Here is a 16,411-nt window from a genome sequence, read left to right on the forward strand (position 1 = left end):
GTCCAGCTCAGGCGACGTCCTCTAGCCGGTTGGCGATGAACTGGTTGATGCTCTCGCCGGCCTTGGCCGCTCGTTCCGCTATGCGCCTGTGAAGCTCGGGAGCGATGCGCAGCGACAGCGTGCCGGAATAAGGCTTGTCCGGCTCGACGCCGCGCTCCTCGCACCAGTCCCGATAATCGGCGATCGTCTCGGCGAAGGCTCGGCGCAACTCCTCAATGTCCCGGCCGGCGAAATGAAGCGTGGCGCGGGCGTTGACGACGACGCCGTTCATCGACGCGTCGCCCTCTTCGTAGGACACTTCGGCGATATAGCCGTCATGCTTCAGGATCATGGCTTTACTCCCGCGCTCTCGAGGAAGCGGCGAACGGCGGCGACGGCGCCCTTGTCCGTTTCGGGTCTCGGATGCGGGCGGTGAAAAACCGCCTCGGAGCCGGCGAGCGAGAACCGGACGCGAGAGCCGCGCCCCTCGTAACGCTCTGCCCCGAGCGCAATCAGAAGGCTCTCGATCTCCGCCCATCGCAGGTCCGGGGGGACGGGACGGGCGTAGATCGCTTCCAATGTGCGCCGATGCTTTGCGTTCATAAGTGTCGATACCAGAATATGGTATCGACCGCCAGAAGGGCAAGCGGAGGCTCGCGCCGACGACGCGGGCGAAGCCGTGGGGGCATGGTGCCATGACGGCTTGATTCCGCAAGCCGCAGCGACAGGTACAGCTGCCTGCCAGGCAAAGCAGCCTGCAAGGAATCTCGCCAATGACCGAGGTTCAGACGCTCGCGGAATTCGTCGATCGGGCGGAGCTCGAGGAGATGAGCGAGGCCGCGCTACGGCAATTGAAAATCCGCGTTCTCGACACGATCGGCGTCGCCATAGGCGCGCTCGACGCGGCGCCGATAAAGGCGATCCGCGAGATGACGCTGGCGCTCGGCGGCGCGCCGATTTCGACGCTCATCGGCGGAGGCAAGACCGCGCCCGATCGCGCCGCCTTCTACAATGGCGCGCTGTCGCGCTATCTCGATTTCATGGACAGCTATCTCGCGCCGGGCGAGACCTGTCACCCTTCCGATAATCTCGGCGCCGTTCTCGCGGCGGCGGAAATGCGCGACGCCAGCGGCGCGGAATTTTTAGCGGCGCTCGCCGTCGCCTATCAAGTGCATACGCGCTTGAGCGATGTCGCCCCTGTGCGGGCTCGCGGCTTCGACCATACGGTGCAGGGCGCCTATGCGGCGGCTGCCGGCGTCGCCAAGGCGCTGCGTCTCTCGCCCGAAAAAATCGCCAACGCCATCGCCATCAGCGGAACCGCGAATAATGCTTTGCGCGTGACGCGTACGGGCGCGCTCTCGAATTGGAAGGGCCTAGCCTATCCCAATACCGCAATGGCGGCGACGCATGCGGCGCTGCTCGCCGCGCACGGGATCACCGGGCCGGCGGAAGTCTTCGAAGGCAATAAGGGCTTTGAGGAGACGATCGCGGGGCGTTTCGAAATCGACTGGCTGCGCGAGGATTTGGAGAGCGTGACGCGCACCATCGTCAAGAAGCACAATGCCGAGATTCATTCGCAATCGGCGATCGATGCGGCGCTCGACATCCGCGCGCGGCCGGGGTTTTCGGCGGCTTCTGTGCGCGAGGCGCGGCTCGAGACTTTCGCGGTGGCGTTTCAGATCATCGGCGGCGGCGAAGAAGGCGACAAGCGACTGGTGCGCAATAAGGAGGAGGCCGATCACAGCCTTCCCTATATGCTCGCCGTCGCGCTCATCGACGGCGAGGTGCAGCCGGAACAATATGCGCCGCAGCGCATTCTCGCTGATGATGCGCAGACGTTGCTGCGCAAGGTGAAGATCGCCGCTTCGCCGGAGCTTACCGCTCTGTTTCCGAAATTTCTGCCGGCGCGGCTCGCGATCGAGCTCGAGGATGGGCGCCTGCTCGCCTGCTCGCGCGACGATTATCACGGCTTCTATACCGATCCCTTCGATTGGGAGGCGGCGCGACGAAAATTCGATCGCGTCACGCGCGAGAAGACGAGCGAGATCGAGCGCGACGCCATCGCCAATGTGATCGAGACGCTCGACCGGCGGCGCGTCGCGGAGCTGACGGGACTGCTGGGGCGCATCGGCGGATCGGCGCAGGGGGAGCGACGAATGCGAGCCTGAAGGCTCGCGGTCCAGGGACTGCGTTGGACCGTGAGCCCTCAGGCTCGCACTCGAGCACGCTAGGTGAACGCCATGGTCGAGACCACATTCTCCTTCATTCCGCGCGCCGCGCGCACCAGCAAGCCGCGCCAGCGCGGGCTCACCGAAATTCGTGGGCCTTATTACAGCGCCTATGGCAAGCGTCATCTCGCCGATCTCTTCGAGACCATGGGCGCATGGATCGACGGCGTGAAATATGCCGGCGGCTCTTTCGCGCTGATGCCGCCCGAGGCGGTGAGGAGCTTCAACAAGACCGCGCATGACCATGGCGCCTATATCTCGACCGGCGGCTGGCTCGAGAATGTGATGCGCTTCGGCCCCGACGCGATCGACCGCTACATAGAAGAGGTGAAATCGCTCGGCTTCGATGTGGTGGAGATATCGGCGGGCTTCGTCAGCCTGCCGGTCGACAGCCTGCTGCGGCTGGTGCGCATGGTGAAGAAGGCGGGGCTGAAGGCCAAGCCCGAGGTCGGCATTCAATTCGGCGCCGGCGGCGACACTTCGGCGGCGGAATTGGAGGCGGAGGGAACGCGCGACGTCTCCTGGCTCATCGCGCAGGCCGAGCGCGCGCTCGACGCCGGCGCCGACATCATCATGATCGAGAGCGAAGGGATCACCGAGAATGTGACGCGCTGGCGCACCGATGTCGCCGCGCGCGTGATCGACAGTCTCGGGCTCGAGAAAGTGATGTTCGAGGCCGCCGATCCGCCGGTCTTCGAATGGTACGTCAAGAATTACGGCAATGAGGTCAATCTATTCGTCGACCACTCGCAAATCGTGCAATTGGAGGCGCTGCGCCAGGGCATATGGGGCACGAAGAGCACTTGGGGACGCATTCAGAACGTCGGCGGGTGAGGAGGGGCCGCGGCGCGGCGGAGGCGACGTACGAGTTGCAACGGATTGATAGATTGCAACTTGCGGTTTATCAAAAGATTCAAATCAAGCGTTAATTTCGATTATTCGAATTAAATCGAGGTTCAGGTCGAGATCGATATCTCCCATGCTTCGGATTTGAAGTCGTTTTTCTGTGGTGTTGGTTCGTAAGGTGATCAAGATGGGCACTTCTACAGTAAATTATACGATTCCCGCCAATGCGGCGGATGGAACTCCCAAAATCGACGTCACGCTCAATCTGACATATTCCGATGCCCTGAATACCGACGGCTCGCACACTGTCACGAATGCGAGCGGGACCTATTCCGTGAATGGAACGGTCTACAATGTCACCGGCGTCGTCGATCCGAGCGGATCGACCGAGGGCGCGGACAATCATTTTTGGCCGAGCGGCAATGGCCCGAACGGCGCCTATGTCGACTACAACGGCCTCAATTTCGTGACCGATTATCCCGCCGCCAATGGCAATCAGACCGGCGGAAACGGCAGCTATGTCGGCCCCAATGTCGATCTCTACTATGATCCGCGTCAGCAAGCCTATCTTCAGGACACGGGCGTCCAGAAGAGCCCGCTCGCCGCGACCAATTTCAGCGCGACCGTGACCTGCTTCGTCACCGGCACGCTGATCCGCACGACGCGCGGCGATATCGCCGTCGAGAATTTGCGCATCGGCGATCTCGTCGTTACGACAGAAGGGCGCGAGCGTCCGATCGTGTGGATCGGCCATCGCAAGATCGATTGCACAGCGCGCGCGACGCCGCGCGACGCCTGGCCGGTGCGCATCGCAGCAGGGGCTTTCGGCGAAAATCGCCCGGCGCGCGATCTCTATGTCTCGCCGGGGCATGGTCTCTGCGTCGATTGCGTCGGCGAGGCGCTGATCCATGCGCAGAGCCTCGTCAATGGCGCGACGATCGCGCGCGTCCCGGTCGAGACGGTCGATTACTGGCATGTCGAGCTCGAGAGCCACGATATTCTGATCGCCGAAAATCTTCCGTCGGAGAGCTACAGCGCGACCGGCGAGCGCGGCTTCTTCCTCGACATCCAAGGCTCGCCGGCGTCGGAGCGGCGTTTCGACTCCGACTTCTGCCGCCCCTTCGCTTCGGCGGCGATGATCGCGGCCGTGCGCGAGCAGCTCATGGCCCGGACGGAGCGATTGGGCTATCGGCGCGAGCTCGATCCCTGCGTGCGCCTCCTCGTCGATGGGGCGGAGATCTCGCCGATCCGCGCCGAAGGCTCGGCGATATTCTCATTTCCGCACGACGCGCAGGACATTCGGCTGCTTTCGACGAGCTTTGTTCCGGCGGATGACACGGGACTCTGCGCCGACATGCGCCGCCTCGGCCTCTCTCTGAGCGGCCTGGTGGCGACGGATGGCCGGGAGATCGCGCGAATTTCGCTCGATCATCCGCAGCTCGCCGAATCCTTCCATCCAGAGGAGGCGGGCGAGCATCGCCCCTGGCGCTGGACGCAGGGCGATGGTCTCGCGCTGCCGCGGTCTCTGTTCTCGCAATTGAACGGCGCGCAGATCATGCTGGTCGTCGCCTATAATTGCGACCAGATGCGCGGATGGGCGCCGCCGCCGTCACGCCGCGACGTCTGCGCCATTGAAGTGGAGCGCCGCGAGGCGGCCTGACGAGAAAGGCGCCGGGCGGGCCGCTCACGCCGGCCCGGCGCGGAAGGTCCACAGGCGATTGCCGAGAAAGGACCAGAAGAAGACAATTCCCGTGGTGACGATTTGCGCCGGCAGATAGGGCGCCCCCATGTTCTCCACAAAGAGGCGCATGAAGCCATAGGTGAGGCAGAAGCCGACGAAGGCGACGAGGGCGAAACGCCATGTCGTCTCCTCATGCGGCCGCACGCTCTCGAAAGTGTGACGGCGGTTGAGGATGTAGGAGACGATTCCGCCGGAGAGATAGCCGGCGAGCGCGCCCGGCACGGGCGCCCAGGCGGCGAGCTCGACGAGGCCGACGAGCACCGCATAATGCAGCGCTGTCGCGATGACGCCCACCAGGGCGAAGACGGAGAGCTGGCGGGGGAGCGACATGCGCCGACAATCGCATGTTTCCCGCTCCCGCGCGAGAGGGCCGAGCCCGCGGATGAGATCAGAAGCCTACTGACGCAGAACCAGCTTTCCGGCTCCCGCCTCGATGCGGGACAGGCGCGACAGGAAGGTCATGCCGAGGAGGCTGGCTCCCAGAGCATTGCGCTCGGCGACATAGGCGTCGACGTCGCGCAGCGCCACTTGGCCGAGCCGCGCCTCGCGCAGCTTCACGCGCGCCATGCGGGTGACGCCATTGGCGGTCTGGGCGGGGTATTTGAAATCGGCGGGCGTTGGCAGATAGCCGATCGCGGCGGCGTCCTCATAGGACAGCACGACCGTGCTCGCGCCCGTGTCCACCAGCATGCGGACGCGCTGGCCTTCGATCTCGACGTTGGCGGAATATTGGCCGAGCCGATCGGCGGCGATGGTCGCCTCGCCGGGCGCCGCGAGCGGCGCCGCCGGCGCGACAGGCGCGTAAGCCCGCATCGGAGCGGCATAGTCGGCCTGCTGGCGGTAGGGCGAGGTCTTGGCCTGCACCTGGGTGAGAATATGAACGAGCGACTGAGATGCGACGAGCGTGATGAACGCCCCGCCAATGGCGGTGCGGAGGATGGAGCTGGACATCGACATGGTCCCTTAATGCCGGCGACACACCGCCGGCTACGGAAGGCAGAGTAGCGAGGGGACCCTGATCAATACTTAAGGCGTTTCCTTAAACTAGGGCGTGTCAGCGCTTTTTGGAGAGGCTGCGCTGCTCCTGGGCGACCTCCTGCTCGGGCGTCGGCTCACGCACCATCGGCGCCGAGCCGAAGCCGGCGCTCACCACATGCACCAGCGCGGTCCGCACGTCCCAGCCATGATCCGTCAGCGTGATGTCGTAGCAGGCGCGCGGCTCGCCTATGTCGGATTTCTTGCCCGCCTTCGCCTGCTGGGCGATTACTTTCGCCTTGATCTGCGGATTCTCGACGAGAGACGCGAGACCGCGATCCTGCAGATGATGATCGGTGCTGAAATCGTCGATCATGGAGGTCGTCGGCTTGTCGAACTCGCAGAGATTGGCCAGCAGGCCGACCTGCAGCAGCCGCAGCGCCATGCGCGGCTCCAGCGCGTTCAAATCGCGGGCGACGCGCCGACGGTCCTTGGCGTCGAGCCGCTCGAAGAGCATGGGCGGCACGCGCTGCTCGATCGTCGCCTCGCCGAAATCCAGCTTGACGCCGGCGATCTCCGCGCCGCGCAGCCCGCCGAAGCGATCCGCCAGAGCCGCGAGGCCGTCGCCGATCGCATTGGCGTTGACGATGGCGAAGCCGATCGCCAGAACGAGGCCGACAGTCGCGATCAGGCTCTTCAGCGCCGCGAGCGCCTCCTGCATCCCCTTTATGTCCATTTCTCCTCCGAAACCGCTCGCAATATCGCGTGATGATAGCGGAGGCCGGCGGGCTTCGCCATTCGGGGCGCCGGCGCGGAAGCGCACATGCGCTTGCGCCCCGCCGCCGGTTCGGCTAAGGGGCTGTGCTTCTGCACTCCAGCCCGCCGGAAGAGCCGTGGCGCAGTCCAAGAAGCCTGTCGCGATCATCATGGGGTCCCAATCCGATTGGGCCACCATGCGGCATGGCGCCGAGACGCTCGATGCGCTCGGCGTCGGCTATGAGGCGCGCATCATATCCGCCCACCGCACGCCGGACCGGCTCAGCGCCTTCGCCAAAGGCGCCGAGGCGGAGGGATTCGAGGTCATCGTCGCTGGTGCCGGCGGCGCGGCGCATCTGCCCGGCATGACGGCGGCGCATACGACGCTTCCCGTGCTCGGCGTGCCGATCGAGAGCGCCGCGCTCTCCGGCATGGATTCGCTGCTCTCCATCGTGCAGATGCCGGGGGGCGTGCCCGTCGGCACTCTGGCCATCGGCAAGGCCGGCGCGATCAACGCCGCTCTGCTCGCCGCCGCCATTCTCGCGCGCGGCGACGCCGAACTCGACGCGCGGCTGAAGGATTGGCGGCGCCGCCAGACCGAGCAGGTCGCCGAGACGCCGAGCGACGATGCGGGAACCAAATGACCAGTCTGCGCCCCGGCTCCACCATCGGAATATTGGGCGGCGGCCAGCTCGCCCGCATGCTGGCCAAGGCCGGCGCGCGGCTCGGCCTGCGCGCCCATGTCTATTCGCCCGTGGCGGATGATCCGGCCTTCGATGTCTGCGCCGCGCGCACCATCGCCGCTTTCGAGGACGAGACGGCGCTCGCCGGTTTCGCCGCGGCCGTCGATGTCGTGACTTATGAATTCGAGAATGTGCCGTCGCAGACGGCGGCTTTTCTCGAGGCGCATTCGCTGGTGCGGCCCAATCCGCGCGTGCTGGCGTTGACGCAGGACCGGCTCACCGAGAAGAATTTCGTCCGTGGCCTCGGCATTGAGACGGCGCCTTTCGAGAATGTCGAGAGCGTCGACATGCTGGCCGCCGCCGTGTCGCGTCTCGGCCTGCCCGCCATATTGAAGACGCGGCGCTTCGGCTATGACGGCAAGGGCCAGATCATGCTGCGCGAGGGCGCCGATCTCGCCGGCGCTTACGAGCAACTCGGCCGCGCGCCTTGCGTCCTCGAGGGCTTCGTGCCCTTCACGCGCGAGGTCTCTGTGGTGGCGGCGCGCGGCGCGGACGGCGCCTTTCGCGCCTATGACGTCTGCGAGAACGTCCATGAGCATCATATTCTCGCGCTGACCGTCGCGCCGGCGCGGATTTCGCCGCAGACTGCGACGGCTTCCGTCGAGATGGCGCGAAAAATCGCCGAGGCGGCCGATTATGTCGGCGTGATCGCGGTGGAGATGTTCGTCGTCGAGACGACGGGCGGCGAGCTTCTCGTCGTCAATGAGATCGCGCCGCGCGTGCATAACTCCGGTCATTGGACGCTGGACGGCGCCGTGACCTCGCAATTCGAGCAGCATATGCGCGCCGTCGCCGGTTGGCCGCTCGGCTCGACGCGCCGCCATGGCGCGCGCGTGGAGATGCGCAATCTGATCGGCGACGAGGTCGATAAGTGGCCGGAGCTGCTGGCGGAGGAGGGCGCCTCGCTCCATCTCTACGGCAAGAAGGAGACGCGCCCCGGCCGCAAGATGGGGCATGTGACGCGGGTGTTCGCGGAAGACTGATTGGGCGTATCAGCGCGCCTCCGCCACCCTGCGTCGGGCCGCCACGGCCAGATTGCGCTCCACCAGCGGCGCTATGCCGGCGACGATGCGCTCGACGCCGGCCGCATTGGGATGAATATGGTCCTCCTGCATCAGCGCCGGATTGCCGAAAGCGCCCGCGAGGAAGAAGGGATAGAGCGAAGCGCCCCAGCGCGCGGCGAGCTTCGGATAGATCTGATCGAAGGTCACATTATAGACGAAGCCGAGCTCCGGCTTGGACAGCATGCCGCCGATGACGACGCGGGTTCCGCGCTTCTTATAGCCGTCGAGTATCCAATCGAGATTGCGCGCGACGACGGCCGGATCGGTCTGCGTCAGCATATCATTGCCGCCGAGCTCGACGATGACGACGTCGGCGTCATAATCCTGCGGCGTCGAGGCGAGCCGGGTGGCGGCGTCGGCGGTGGTGTCCCCGGCCATGGAGCCATTGACGACATCGACATTGCGATAGCCGTCGGCGCGCAGCCGCCGCGCTAGCGCCGGGCCGAAGCCATAGCCTTCCGGCACGCCGAGGCCGGAACTGAGACTGTCGCCCAATATCAGCAGCTTCAATGGGGAGGACGGCTGGCTCCGCGCGGGCGAGCCATGGATCGACGCGGCGAGCGCGATCGCGGCTCCGAGAGCGGCTCCGAAGCGGAAAATTTCACGGGCCATTTTGCACCTCGAACGCCTGAAATGAAATCGAGCGGACGGTAGAGGCGGCGCGTTGATCGACCATGAAAAAAGCCCGGCGGATTCGCCGGGCTCTTAAATCTTCTCAATACTTTGGCTTGGCCGTTACTCGGCGAACTCCATGATCACCGCATCGACGGCGAGGCTGTCGCCCGGCTTGGCGGCGATCTTCTTGATCGTCACGTCGCGCTCGGCGCGCAGCACATTCTCCATCTTCATGGCTTCCACCATGCAGAGCGGCTCGCCGGCCTTCACCTCCTGGCCCTCGACGACGTCGACTGTCTTGACGAGGCCGGGCATGGGGCACAGCAGATGCTTGGAGACGCCGACATTCTTCTTCTTCGGCATCAGCGCGTTGAGCTCGGCCTCGCGCTTGGTGAAGACGCGCGCGTCCACCGCCACGCCCTGGTGCGAGAGCTGGAAGCCGTTGAGGATCGGCCGAATCTGCACATAGATGGAGGCGCCGTCTATGGTCCCCTCGAAGACGGGATCGCCCGGCCGCCAATGCGAGGAGATGCGGCGCGTGCGGCCGTCCTCCTCTTCGAAATGGACGATCAGCGCCTCGCCCTGCGTGTCCAGCGAGACGTGGAACGACAGCTCGCCGAGCGAGCAGACGCGCTCGCGCTCGAACTCGAACGGCCGGCCATGGCCGAGCTGGCCGCTGATCAATCGCTTGCGTTCGTTGCCGATGTGATCGACCAGCGCGGCCACCGTCGCCAGCACATGGGCGACCTCGCCATCCGGCTGCGGGGCGGCGAAACCGCCCGCATATTCCTCCGCGATGAAGCCGGTGGAGAGCTGGCCGGAACGCCAACGCTCATGCTGCATCAGCGAGGCGAGGAAGGGGATGTTGTGGCGAATGCCGTCGATCACGAAGCGATCCAGCGCGCTGCCCTGGGCGTCGATCGCGGCGAGGCGGTCGGGGCCATGGGTGACGAGCTTGGCGATCATCGGATCGTAATGGATCGAAATCTCGCGGCCCTCGGCGACGCCCGTGTCATTGCGGACGGTGATCGCACCCTCGCGCTTCTCCTCCGGCGGGCGGTATTTCACCAGACGGCCGATGGAGGGCAGGAAGTTGCGGGTCGGATCCTCGGCGTAGATGCGGCTCTCCACCGCCCAGCCGTTGATCGTCACCTTCTCCTGGCGCAGCGACAAAGGCTCGCCGGCGGCGACGCGAATCATCTGCTCGACGAGATCGATGCCGGTGATGAGCTCGGTGACCGGATGCTCCACCTGCAGGCGGGTGTTCATCTCGAGGAAGTAGAAGCTCTTGTCCTGGCCGGCGACAAACTCCACCGTGCCGGCGGAATCGTAATCCACCGCCTTGGCGAGGGCGACGGCCTGCGCGCCCATGGCGGCGCGGGTCTCCTCGTCGAGAAGCGGCGAGGGGGCTTCCTCTATCACCTTCTGATTGCGGCGCTGAATGGAGCACTCGCGTTCGTTGAGGTGGATCACATTGCCATGCTTGTCGCCCAGCACCTGAATCTCGATATGGCGCGGGTTGACGATGAATTTCTCGATGAAGACGCGGTCGTCGCCGAAGGAGGAGGCGGCCTCGGAACGGGCGCGGTTGAAGCCCTCGACCACTTCCTCGGCCTTGAAGGCGACGCGCATGCCCTTGCCGCCGCCGCCGGCGGAGGCCTTCAGCATCACCGGATAGCCGATCTCATTGGCGATGCGGACCGCCTCTTCGCCGTCCTGGATGACGCCGAGATAGCCGGGAACGACACTCACCTTGGCGGCGGAGGCGAATTTCTTCGACTCGATCTTGTCGCCCATCGCCTCGATCGCGCGGGGATTGGGGCCGATGAAGACGATTCCGGCCTCGGCCAGCGCCTTGGCGAAGGCGGCGCGCTCGGAGAGAAAGCCATAGCCCGGATGCACGGCCTCGGCGCCGGTCTCCTTGCAGGCCGCGACGATCTTGTCGATCAGCAAATAGGATTGCGCAGCAGGGGGCGGGCCGAGATGAATGGCCTCGTCGGCCATTTCGACATGAAGCGCGTCTGCGTCGGCGTCGGAATAGACTGCGACCGTCTTTATGCCCATGCGGCGAGCGGTCTTGATGATGCGGCAAGCGATCTCGCCACGATTGGCGATCAGGATTTTACGAAACATGCGCGCCCCGATACATGCGGAACGGCGCGCCTGCCATTCTCGACCAGCGAGAAAAGCGGGCGCGCCGGGATTTGATCTGCGTCAGGCCTTGGCCTCGGTCGAATCGTCGGCATGGCTGACCTCCACCCGGTCGACGATGCCGAATTCCTTGGCCTCCTCCGCGGACATGAAGTGATCGCGATCGAGCGTCTTGTCGATCGTGTCATAGTCCCGGCCGGTGTGCTTGACGTAGATTTCGTTGAGACGCCGCTTGATCTTCATAATATCCTCCGCATGGCGGAGGATATCCGAGGCCTGGCCCTGGAAGCCGCCCGAAGGCTGATGGACCATGATGCGGGCGTTGGGCAGAGCGATGCGGTTGCCGGCCTCGCCGGCGCAGAGCAGCAGCGAGCCCATGGACGCCGCCTGGCCGATGCAGAGCGTCGCCACCTTGGGCTTGATGTATTGCATCGTGTCGTAGATCGCGAGACCGGAGGTCACGACGCCGCCCGGCGAGTTGATGTAGAGAAAAATCTCGCGCTTCGGATTCTCGGCCTCGAGAAACAGGAGCTGGGCGATGATGACCGAGGCCATATGGTCCTCGACCTGACCGGTCAGAAAGATGATTCGCTCGCGCAGCAAGCGCGAATAGATATCGAAGCCGCGCTCTCCGCGGCTCGTGTTCTCGATCACCTGGGGGATCAGATATTGGTTGTAGACGTCGATCGGATCACGCATCTGTTTTGCGCCTTTTTTAGATTTGACTGGCCTGCGACCGATGCGCCACGCAGCGGGGCTCTATGCTCCCCGGCTCCGCGGCGGCCTCTTCGACCCGCCGTCCTTCCCCCGCATGGAGTGAAAGCCACGAGCCAGCTTTTGGCTCGTTGGTAGCATATTGCGGCAAGCCGTCCAGACACAAACCGCAAAAGGGGCGGGCGGAAACCCCGGGGCCGCCCTTAATCGGCCCCGGGTCGGCGCGCCGGATCAGGCGGCGGGCTGGGCCAGATCGTCGTCTTCCTCGGCTGCGAGCAGCTCTTCCTTGGTCACGGACTTGTCGGTGACGCTGATCTTGGTGACCAGATGGTCGACGACCCGCTCCTCATAGAGGGGGGCGCGAATCTGGGCGAGGGCCTGCGGGTTATTGCGGTAAAAGTCCCAAACCTGCTTCTCGCGGCCGGGGAAGGCGCGCACGCGCTCGACCAGCGCATCGGTGACGTCCTTGTCCTCGACCGTCACGCCGGCGCCCTGGCCGATCTCGGCCAGCACCAGGCCGAGACGCACGCGGCGCTCGGCGATCTTGCGATATTCCTCGCGCGCCGCCTCTTCCGTCGTGTTCTCGTCCTCGAAGCTCTTGCCGGAGCGCTTGCGCTCTGCCTCGAGCTGGTTCCAGATCGTGTCGAACTCCTGGGCGACGAGACCCTCGGGCAGCTCGAAGCTATATTTCTTGTCGAGAGCGTCGAGCAGCGAGCGCTTCAGCTTGGCGCGCGAGGCCTTGGCGTAATCCGCCTCGAGATTGCCGCGCACGGCGAAGGTCAGCTCGGCGAGCGATTCGAAGCTGTATTTGCTGGCGAAAGCGTCGTCGATCGGCAACTCCTTGGGACCGAAGACGCCCTTGATGGTCACGTCGAACTCGGCGTCGCGGCCGGCGAGCGTCGGCACGCCGTAATCCTCGGGGAACTTCACCTTGACGACGCGCTGCTCGTCCTTGGCCGCGCCCTCGAGCTGCTCCTCGAAGCCGGGGATGAAGGAGCCCGAGCCGAGCACCAGATCGACGTCGCCGCCCGTGCCGCCCTCGAAGGGCTCGCCGTCGAGCTTGCCGGTGAAGTCGATGGTGACGCGGTCGCCCTTGGCGGCGGCGCCTTCTTTCGCCTCGAACTCGCGGATGCGCTCGGCGAGATCGGAGATCGCCTTCTGGACCTCCTCCTCCGAGACCTCGGCGATGGGACGCTCGATGGCGATGTCGTCGAAAGCGCCGAGCTCGATCGCCGGCAGCACCTCGAAGGCGACGGAATAGGAGAAGTCGCCCTCGGCCTCGAGCGCCTTCTCGACCTCGGCCTGATCGGTCGGGAAGTCGAGGCGGGGCTCCATGGCGACGCGCAGGCTATTGTCCTCGACGATCTTGCGATTGGCCTCGTTGACGGCCTCCTGCAGGACCTCGCCCATTATGCCTTTGCCATAGATCTTCTTGAGATAGGAGAGGGGCGCCTTGCCGGGGCGGAAGCCCTTGATCTGCGCCTTGCCGCGCAGCTCGACGAGCTGCGACTCGAGCTTGGCGGCGAGGTCGCCGGCCGGAAGCACCACTTTGAACTCGTGTTTCAAGCCCTGCGACAGGGTCTGCGTCACCTGCATGTCGTTTTCGCCTTCTCGAATCTCGACCAGTCCGGCGTACGCCGGGAAAAAATCTCTGCCGCCGGCGCGCGTCGGATGGTGCGGGCGGAGGGAGTCGAACCCCCACGACTTGCGTCACCGGAACCTAAATCCGGCGCGTCTACCAGTTCCGCCACGCCCGCCGCCTCGACGCGCAAACGCCCGACGAGCCGCCGGCTCGCGGGTGAAACGCCAAAGGACCGAAGCCACGAGCCATCCGGCGTCGAAACGTCGCGGCGACAATCGAAACGCCGGCTTCGAAATGCCGGCGTCGACGCGCGGACGCGGCCACGCGCCGGCTCGGGCGGGGGGTCTATAGCACGACGCGCCGCCGGCGCTAAAGAAAATGTCACGTGCGGGATGCGGGGTCGCGCCCTGTTGAAAGCCGGGCTCCGCTAGGGCCATATGCGCCGGCGAGGAGAAACCGGAGCCATCATGCCGTTCAACTGCTCACGCCGCGCCTTTGTTCGCGGAGTCGCCGCGACCCTCGTCTCTCTGGACGCCCGCGCCGAGCCGCCGGCCGCCGCCCTGAAAACGCTGGCGGCGCGCAAGGGCACGGCGCGGCTGCTGCCGGAGCCGGCCCATGCGACCGAGATTTGGGGATTCGAGGGGAAGGCTCCGGGGCCGCTGCTGCGCTTCGCTCAGGGCGACGAGCTGGCGGTCGGTCTGGCCAATGGCTTGGAGAAGCCGCTCTCCATCCATTGGCACGGCATGCGCGGCGACAGCGCCATGGACGGCGTCGCGCCGCTGACCCAGGCGGAGGTCGGGCCGGGCGGGCGATTCGACTATCGCCGCAAATTGGTCGACGCCGGTCTCTTCTGCTATCGGCCGTCGGTTTTCGGGGCGACGCCGGAGCTCTGCGGCCGCGGGCTGAAGGGCCTCGTCGTCGTCGACGAGCCCAAGCCGCTGGAGGCCGACGCCGATCTTCTGCTCGTGCTCGACGATTGGCGGCTGGACAAGAATGGCGCGATCGAGGGCGATTTCGCCTCTCCCGCCGCAGCCGCCGGGGCAGGGCGCATCGGAACGCTGGTGGCGGTGGACGGCGCCCCGGCGCCGGCGCGACGCGATTTCGCGCCGGGCGCGCGCATTCGCCTGCGCCTCGCCAATCTCGCCAATGCGCGAATCATGTTCGTCGGCTTCGACAATATTCAGCCCTTCGTCGTGGCTGTGGACAGCCAGCCCTGCGACGCCTTCGAGCCTGTGCGCCGCACCATTCCCGCGGCGCCCGGCTCGCGATTCGAATTGCTGTTCGATCTGCCGCAGGCCGAGAACGCCGCCGGCAAGCTGATTCTGCGCGGCATGGACGAGCCCGACCGCGAGCTGGCGATCTTCACCACCCGCGGCGCAAAGGCGGCGTCGCGCCCGCCCATAGCGGCGCTGCCGCAAAATCCGCTGCTGCCCACAGAGATAAAGCTGCAGGCGGCCAAGAAGGTCGATCTGACATTGGAGCCGCCCGCCGCGCCCGGCGCCCCCTGGCGCATCAATGGCGCGCCGAGCAAGGCCTATGGCGGGCCGCCTTTGTTCCAGGTGAAGCGCGGCGCGCCGGTGACGCTCGGCTTCGTCAATCGTTCCGATGTCGTCGCCGTCATGCATGTCCACGGCCATTGCGTGCGGCTCCTGCATGATCTCGACGATGGCTGGGAGCCCTATTGGCGCAATGGCGTCGTCGTGCCGCCGGGCAAGACCAAGCATGTCGCCTTCGTCGCCGACAGCCCCGGCAAATGGGCGGTGCATGACGATATTCTCGAGCACGAGGCCGCCGGCCTCGCCGCTTGGTTCGAGGTGAAGTGACGATAGCGTCAGCGAATCCTGGCCCGCGGTTGCGCGCTGCTGCGGCTGCGTGCAATATCCGCATGACGCGTCGCTTCACGACATGGCCCGCTCCACGCGGGGCCGCATTAGGCGACCTCTCGCCGGTCCGGGTAACTCTACGATAACCGAGCTCGAATAATAGTATGTAATCGCATCGATTTCGGGCTAGTTTTGCGACGAGGGCTCCAGTCGGGGCGTACTGACATCGACTTGCGAGATCGACTTGTGGCATCGACTCCCGGAGTGGCCATGGCGACGGCAGCCTTGGAGCATAAGCTTCGAAAACCGAATGAGTTTCCTGATTGGGAATTCGAGAATCTCGAAGTCGCCTATGACTCCGAGAGCCGTTCGGTGTGGATGAACTATAAGGTCGGCGCTCCGCATCATTATAGTCTCGCCATGCTCCTAGAAGCGGTCGAGATGCGCGAATCGCTGAAAGCGCTCGCGCAGTCGCCCTATGCCGAGCGCTGGCCGATCCGCTATTTCGTCATGAACTCGAACAAGCCGGGCGTGTTCAGCCTGGGCGGCGATCTGGCGATCTTTTCGGCCTCGGTCCGCAAGCGGGACAGGGACAGCCTGCTGACTTACGCTCATGTCTGCATCGATGTGATGTATGGTCTCACATCGGCCTTCGGCCTGCCGCTCGTCACTGTCTCGACCGTCCGCGGCCAATGCTTCGGCGGAGGCTTCGAGGGCGCCATGGCGACCGATTTTCTGATTGCCGAGGAGAGCGCCAAGCTCGGCGTTCCAGAGGTCGCCTTCAATACTTTCCCCGGAATGGGCGCCGTCACCTTTCTCAAGCGCCGCTTGGGTGCGGCGCTCGCGGAGCAAATCATCGCAACCGGCGCCGCCCATTCGGGATCGAAGATGCACGAGCTCGGCGTCGTCGATGTGCTGGCTCCCGATGACCGTCTGCGCGAGACCGCCCTCGAATGGATGTGCGAAGGCGGCGAGGAGCGTTGGCTGCGGCGGCGCGCGCTCGCCGATCTGCGGCGCGACTGCTTTCCGATCACGCACGACGAGCTGCTGCGTGTCGTCGAGCTGTGGGTGGATTGCTCGTTTTCGATCGGCGAGCAGGACTTGCGTCATATGGAGAGGCTGGTCGCCGCTCAGGGGCGGCTTTCTGGCCAGCGGCCGAGATCGGCGTGACAATGCTGCGCCCTCTGGCGGCAG

At 65.3% G+C, this 16,411-nt stretch carries 16 protein-coding genes and 1 tRNA gene; 7 read left to right on the top strand and 10 right to left on the bottom strand.

Going from position 1 to position 16,411, the window contains the following annotated elements; translation table 11 throughout:
- Positions 1-7: 7 nt before the first annotated feature.
- Positions 8-331 carry a type II toxin-antitoxin system HicB family antitoxin gene (locus EDE12_RS12140; protein WP_051465413.1) on the bottom strand — a complete coding sequence of 108 codons (324 nt, stop codon included), beginning with the start codon at positions 329-331 and terminating at the stop codon, positions 8-10.
- A complete protein-coding gene (locus EDE12_RS12145) occupies positions 328-582 on the bottom strand; it encodes a type II toxin-antitoxin system HicA family toxin (RefSeq protein ID WP_024880126.1) in 255 nt (84 codons plus the stop codon). Before EDE12_RS12145 ends, EDE12_RS12140 begins: the two co-directional genes overlap by 4 nt.
- A 170-nt stretch (positions 583-752) precedes the next feature.
- Here EDE12_RS12145 and EDE12_RS12150 point away from each other — a divergent pair, with 170 nt between their 5' ends.
- The 3 genes from EDE12_RS12150 to EDE12_RS12160 all read left to right on the top strand — a co-directional run bounded on the left by EDE12_RS12150 (position 753) and on the right by EDE12_RS12160 (position 4,713).
- A complete protein-coding gene (locus EDE12_RS12150) occupies positions 753-2,147 on the top strand; it encodes an MmgE/PrpD family protein (protein WP_026598780.1) in 1,395 nt (464 codons plus the stop codon).
- A gap of 72 nt (positions 2,148-2,219) precedes the next feature.
- Complete coding sequence (locus EDE12_RS12155) at positions 2,220-3,041, top strand: phosphosulfolactate synthase (RefSeq protein WP_024880124.1); 822 nt, start codon at positions 2,220-2,222, stop codon at positions 3,039-3,041.
- Between the two features lie 172 nt (positions 3,042-3,213).
- On the top strand, positions 3,214-4,713 hold the full coding sequence (locus EDE12_RS12160; protein ID WP_051592493.1) for a Hint domain-containing protein: 1,500 nt from the start codon (positions 3,214-3,216) through the stop codon (positions 4,711-4,713).
- 24 nt (positions 4,714-4,737) lie between these two features.
- On the opposite strand, the gene EDE12_RS12165 is transcribed toward EDE12_RS12160, so the two are convergent.
- From EDE12_RS12165 to EDE12_RS12175, 3 genes are all read right to left on the bottom strand, one after another.
- On the bottom strand, positions 4,738-5,124 hold the full coding sequence (locus EDE12_RS12165; RefSeq protein ID WP_026598779.1) for a GtrA family protein: 387 nt from the start codon (positions 5,122-5,124) through the stop codon (positions 4,738-4,740).
- Positions 5,125-5,190: 66 nt separating this feature from the next.
- Positions 5,191-5,745, bottom strand: coding sequence for a TIGR02281 family clan AA aspartic protease (locus EDE12_RS12170; protein WP_245275767.1), 555 nt, complete (start codon positions 5,743-5,745; stop codon positions 5,191-5,193).
- Between the two features lie 103 nt (positions 5,746-5,848).
- Positions 5,849-6,505 (bottom strand): hypothetical protein, encoded by a 657-nt coding sequence (locus tag EDE12_RS12175; RefSeq protein WP_024880120.1) that lies wholly within the window; start codon positions 6,503-6,505, stop codon positions 5,849-5,851.
- 190 nt (positions 6,506-6,695) lie between these two features.
- Between EDE12_RS12175 and purE the strand changes: the two genes are divergently transcribed.
- Both purE and EDE12_RS12185 read left to right on the top strand, forming a co-directional pair.
- Positions 6,696-7,169, top strand: coding sequence for a 5-(carboxyamino)imidazole ribonucleotide mutase (purE, locus tag EDE12_RS12180; RefSeq protein ID WP_036291589.1), 474 nt, complete (start codon positions 6,696-6,698; stop codon positions 7,167-7,169).
- The gene (locus tag EDE12_RS12185) at positions 7,166-8,251 is read left to right on the top strand and encodes a 5-(carboxyamino)imidazole ribonucleotide synthase (protein WP_026598777.1); all 1,086 of its coding nucleotides are present in this window, start codon (positions 7,166-7,168) and stop codon (positions 8,249-8,251) included. Before purE ends, EDE12_RS12185 begins: the two co-directional genes overlap by 4 nt.
- Before the next feature lie 9 nt (positions 8,252-8,260).
- Here the strand turns inward: EDE12_RS12185 and EDE12_RS12190 are convergent, their stop codons facing one another.
- The 5 genes from EDE12_RS12190 to EDE12_RS12210 all read right to left on the bottom strand — a co-directional run bounded on the left by EDE12_RS12190 (position 8,261) and on the right by EDE12_RS12210 (position 13,569).
- A complete protein-coding gene (locus EDE12_RS12190) occupies positions 8,261-8,944 on the bottom strand; it encodes an arylesterase (protein WP_024880117.1) in 684 nt (227 codons plus the stop codon).
- A 123-nt stretch (positions 8,945-9,067) separates the two neighbouring features.
- Positions 9,068-11,080, bottom strand: coding sequence for an acetyl/propionyl/methylcrotonyl-CoA carboxylase subunit alpha (locus EDE12_RS12195; protein WP_024880116.1), 2,013 nt, complete (start codon positions 11,078-11,080; stop codon positions 9,068-9,070).
- An 81-nt stretch (positions 11,081-11,161) separates the two neighbouring features.
- The gene (locus EDE12_RS12200; RefSeq protein WP_024880115.1) at positions 11,162-11,797 is read right to left on the bottom strand and encodes an ATP-dependent Clp protease proteolytic subunit; all 636 of its coding nucleotides are present in this window, start codon (positions 11,795-11,797) and stop codon (positions 11,162-11,164) included.
- A gap of 246 nt (positions 11,798-12,043) precedes the next feature.
- Positions 12,044-13,408 (bottom strand): trigger factor, encoded by a 1,365-nt coding sequence (gene tig, locus EDE12_RS12205; protein WP_026598775.1) that lies wholly within the window; start codon positions 13,406-13,408, stop codon positions 12,044-12,046.
- 76 nt (positions 13,409-13,484) lie between these two features.
- Positions 13,485-13,569 (bottom strand) — tRNA-Leu (locus tag EDE12_RS12210).
- Between the two features lie 292 nt (positions 13,570-13,861).
- Here EDE12_RS12210 and EDE12_RS12215 point away from each other — a divergent pair.
- Positions 13,862-15,217: a multicopper oxidase family protein gene (locus tag EDE12_RS12215; protein ID WP_036290932.1), complete on the top strand. Its 1,356-nt coding sequence runs from the start codon at positions 13,862-13,864 to the stop codon at positions 15,215-15,217.
- A 270-nt stretch (positions 15,218-15,487) separates the two neighbouring features.
- Positions 15,488-16,387, top strand: a complete 900-nt coding sequence (locus tag EDE12_RS12220; RefSeq protein WP_024880112.1) for a crotonase/enoyl-CoA hydratase family protein — start codon at positions 15,488-15,490, stop codon at positions 16,385-16,387.
- The last annotated feature ends 24 nt before the right edge of the window (positions 16,388-16,411 follow it).

Origin of the sequence: Methylosinus sp. sav-2, assembly GCF_004366495.1 — a bacterium.
Lineage (GTDB): Bacteria > Pseudomonadota > Alphaproteobacteria > Rhizobiales > Beijerinckiaceae > Methylosinus.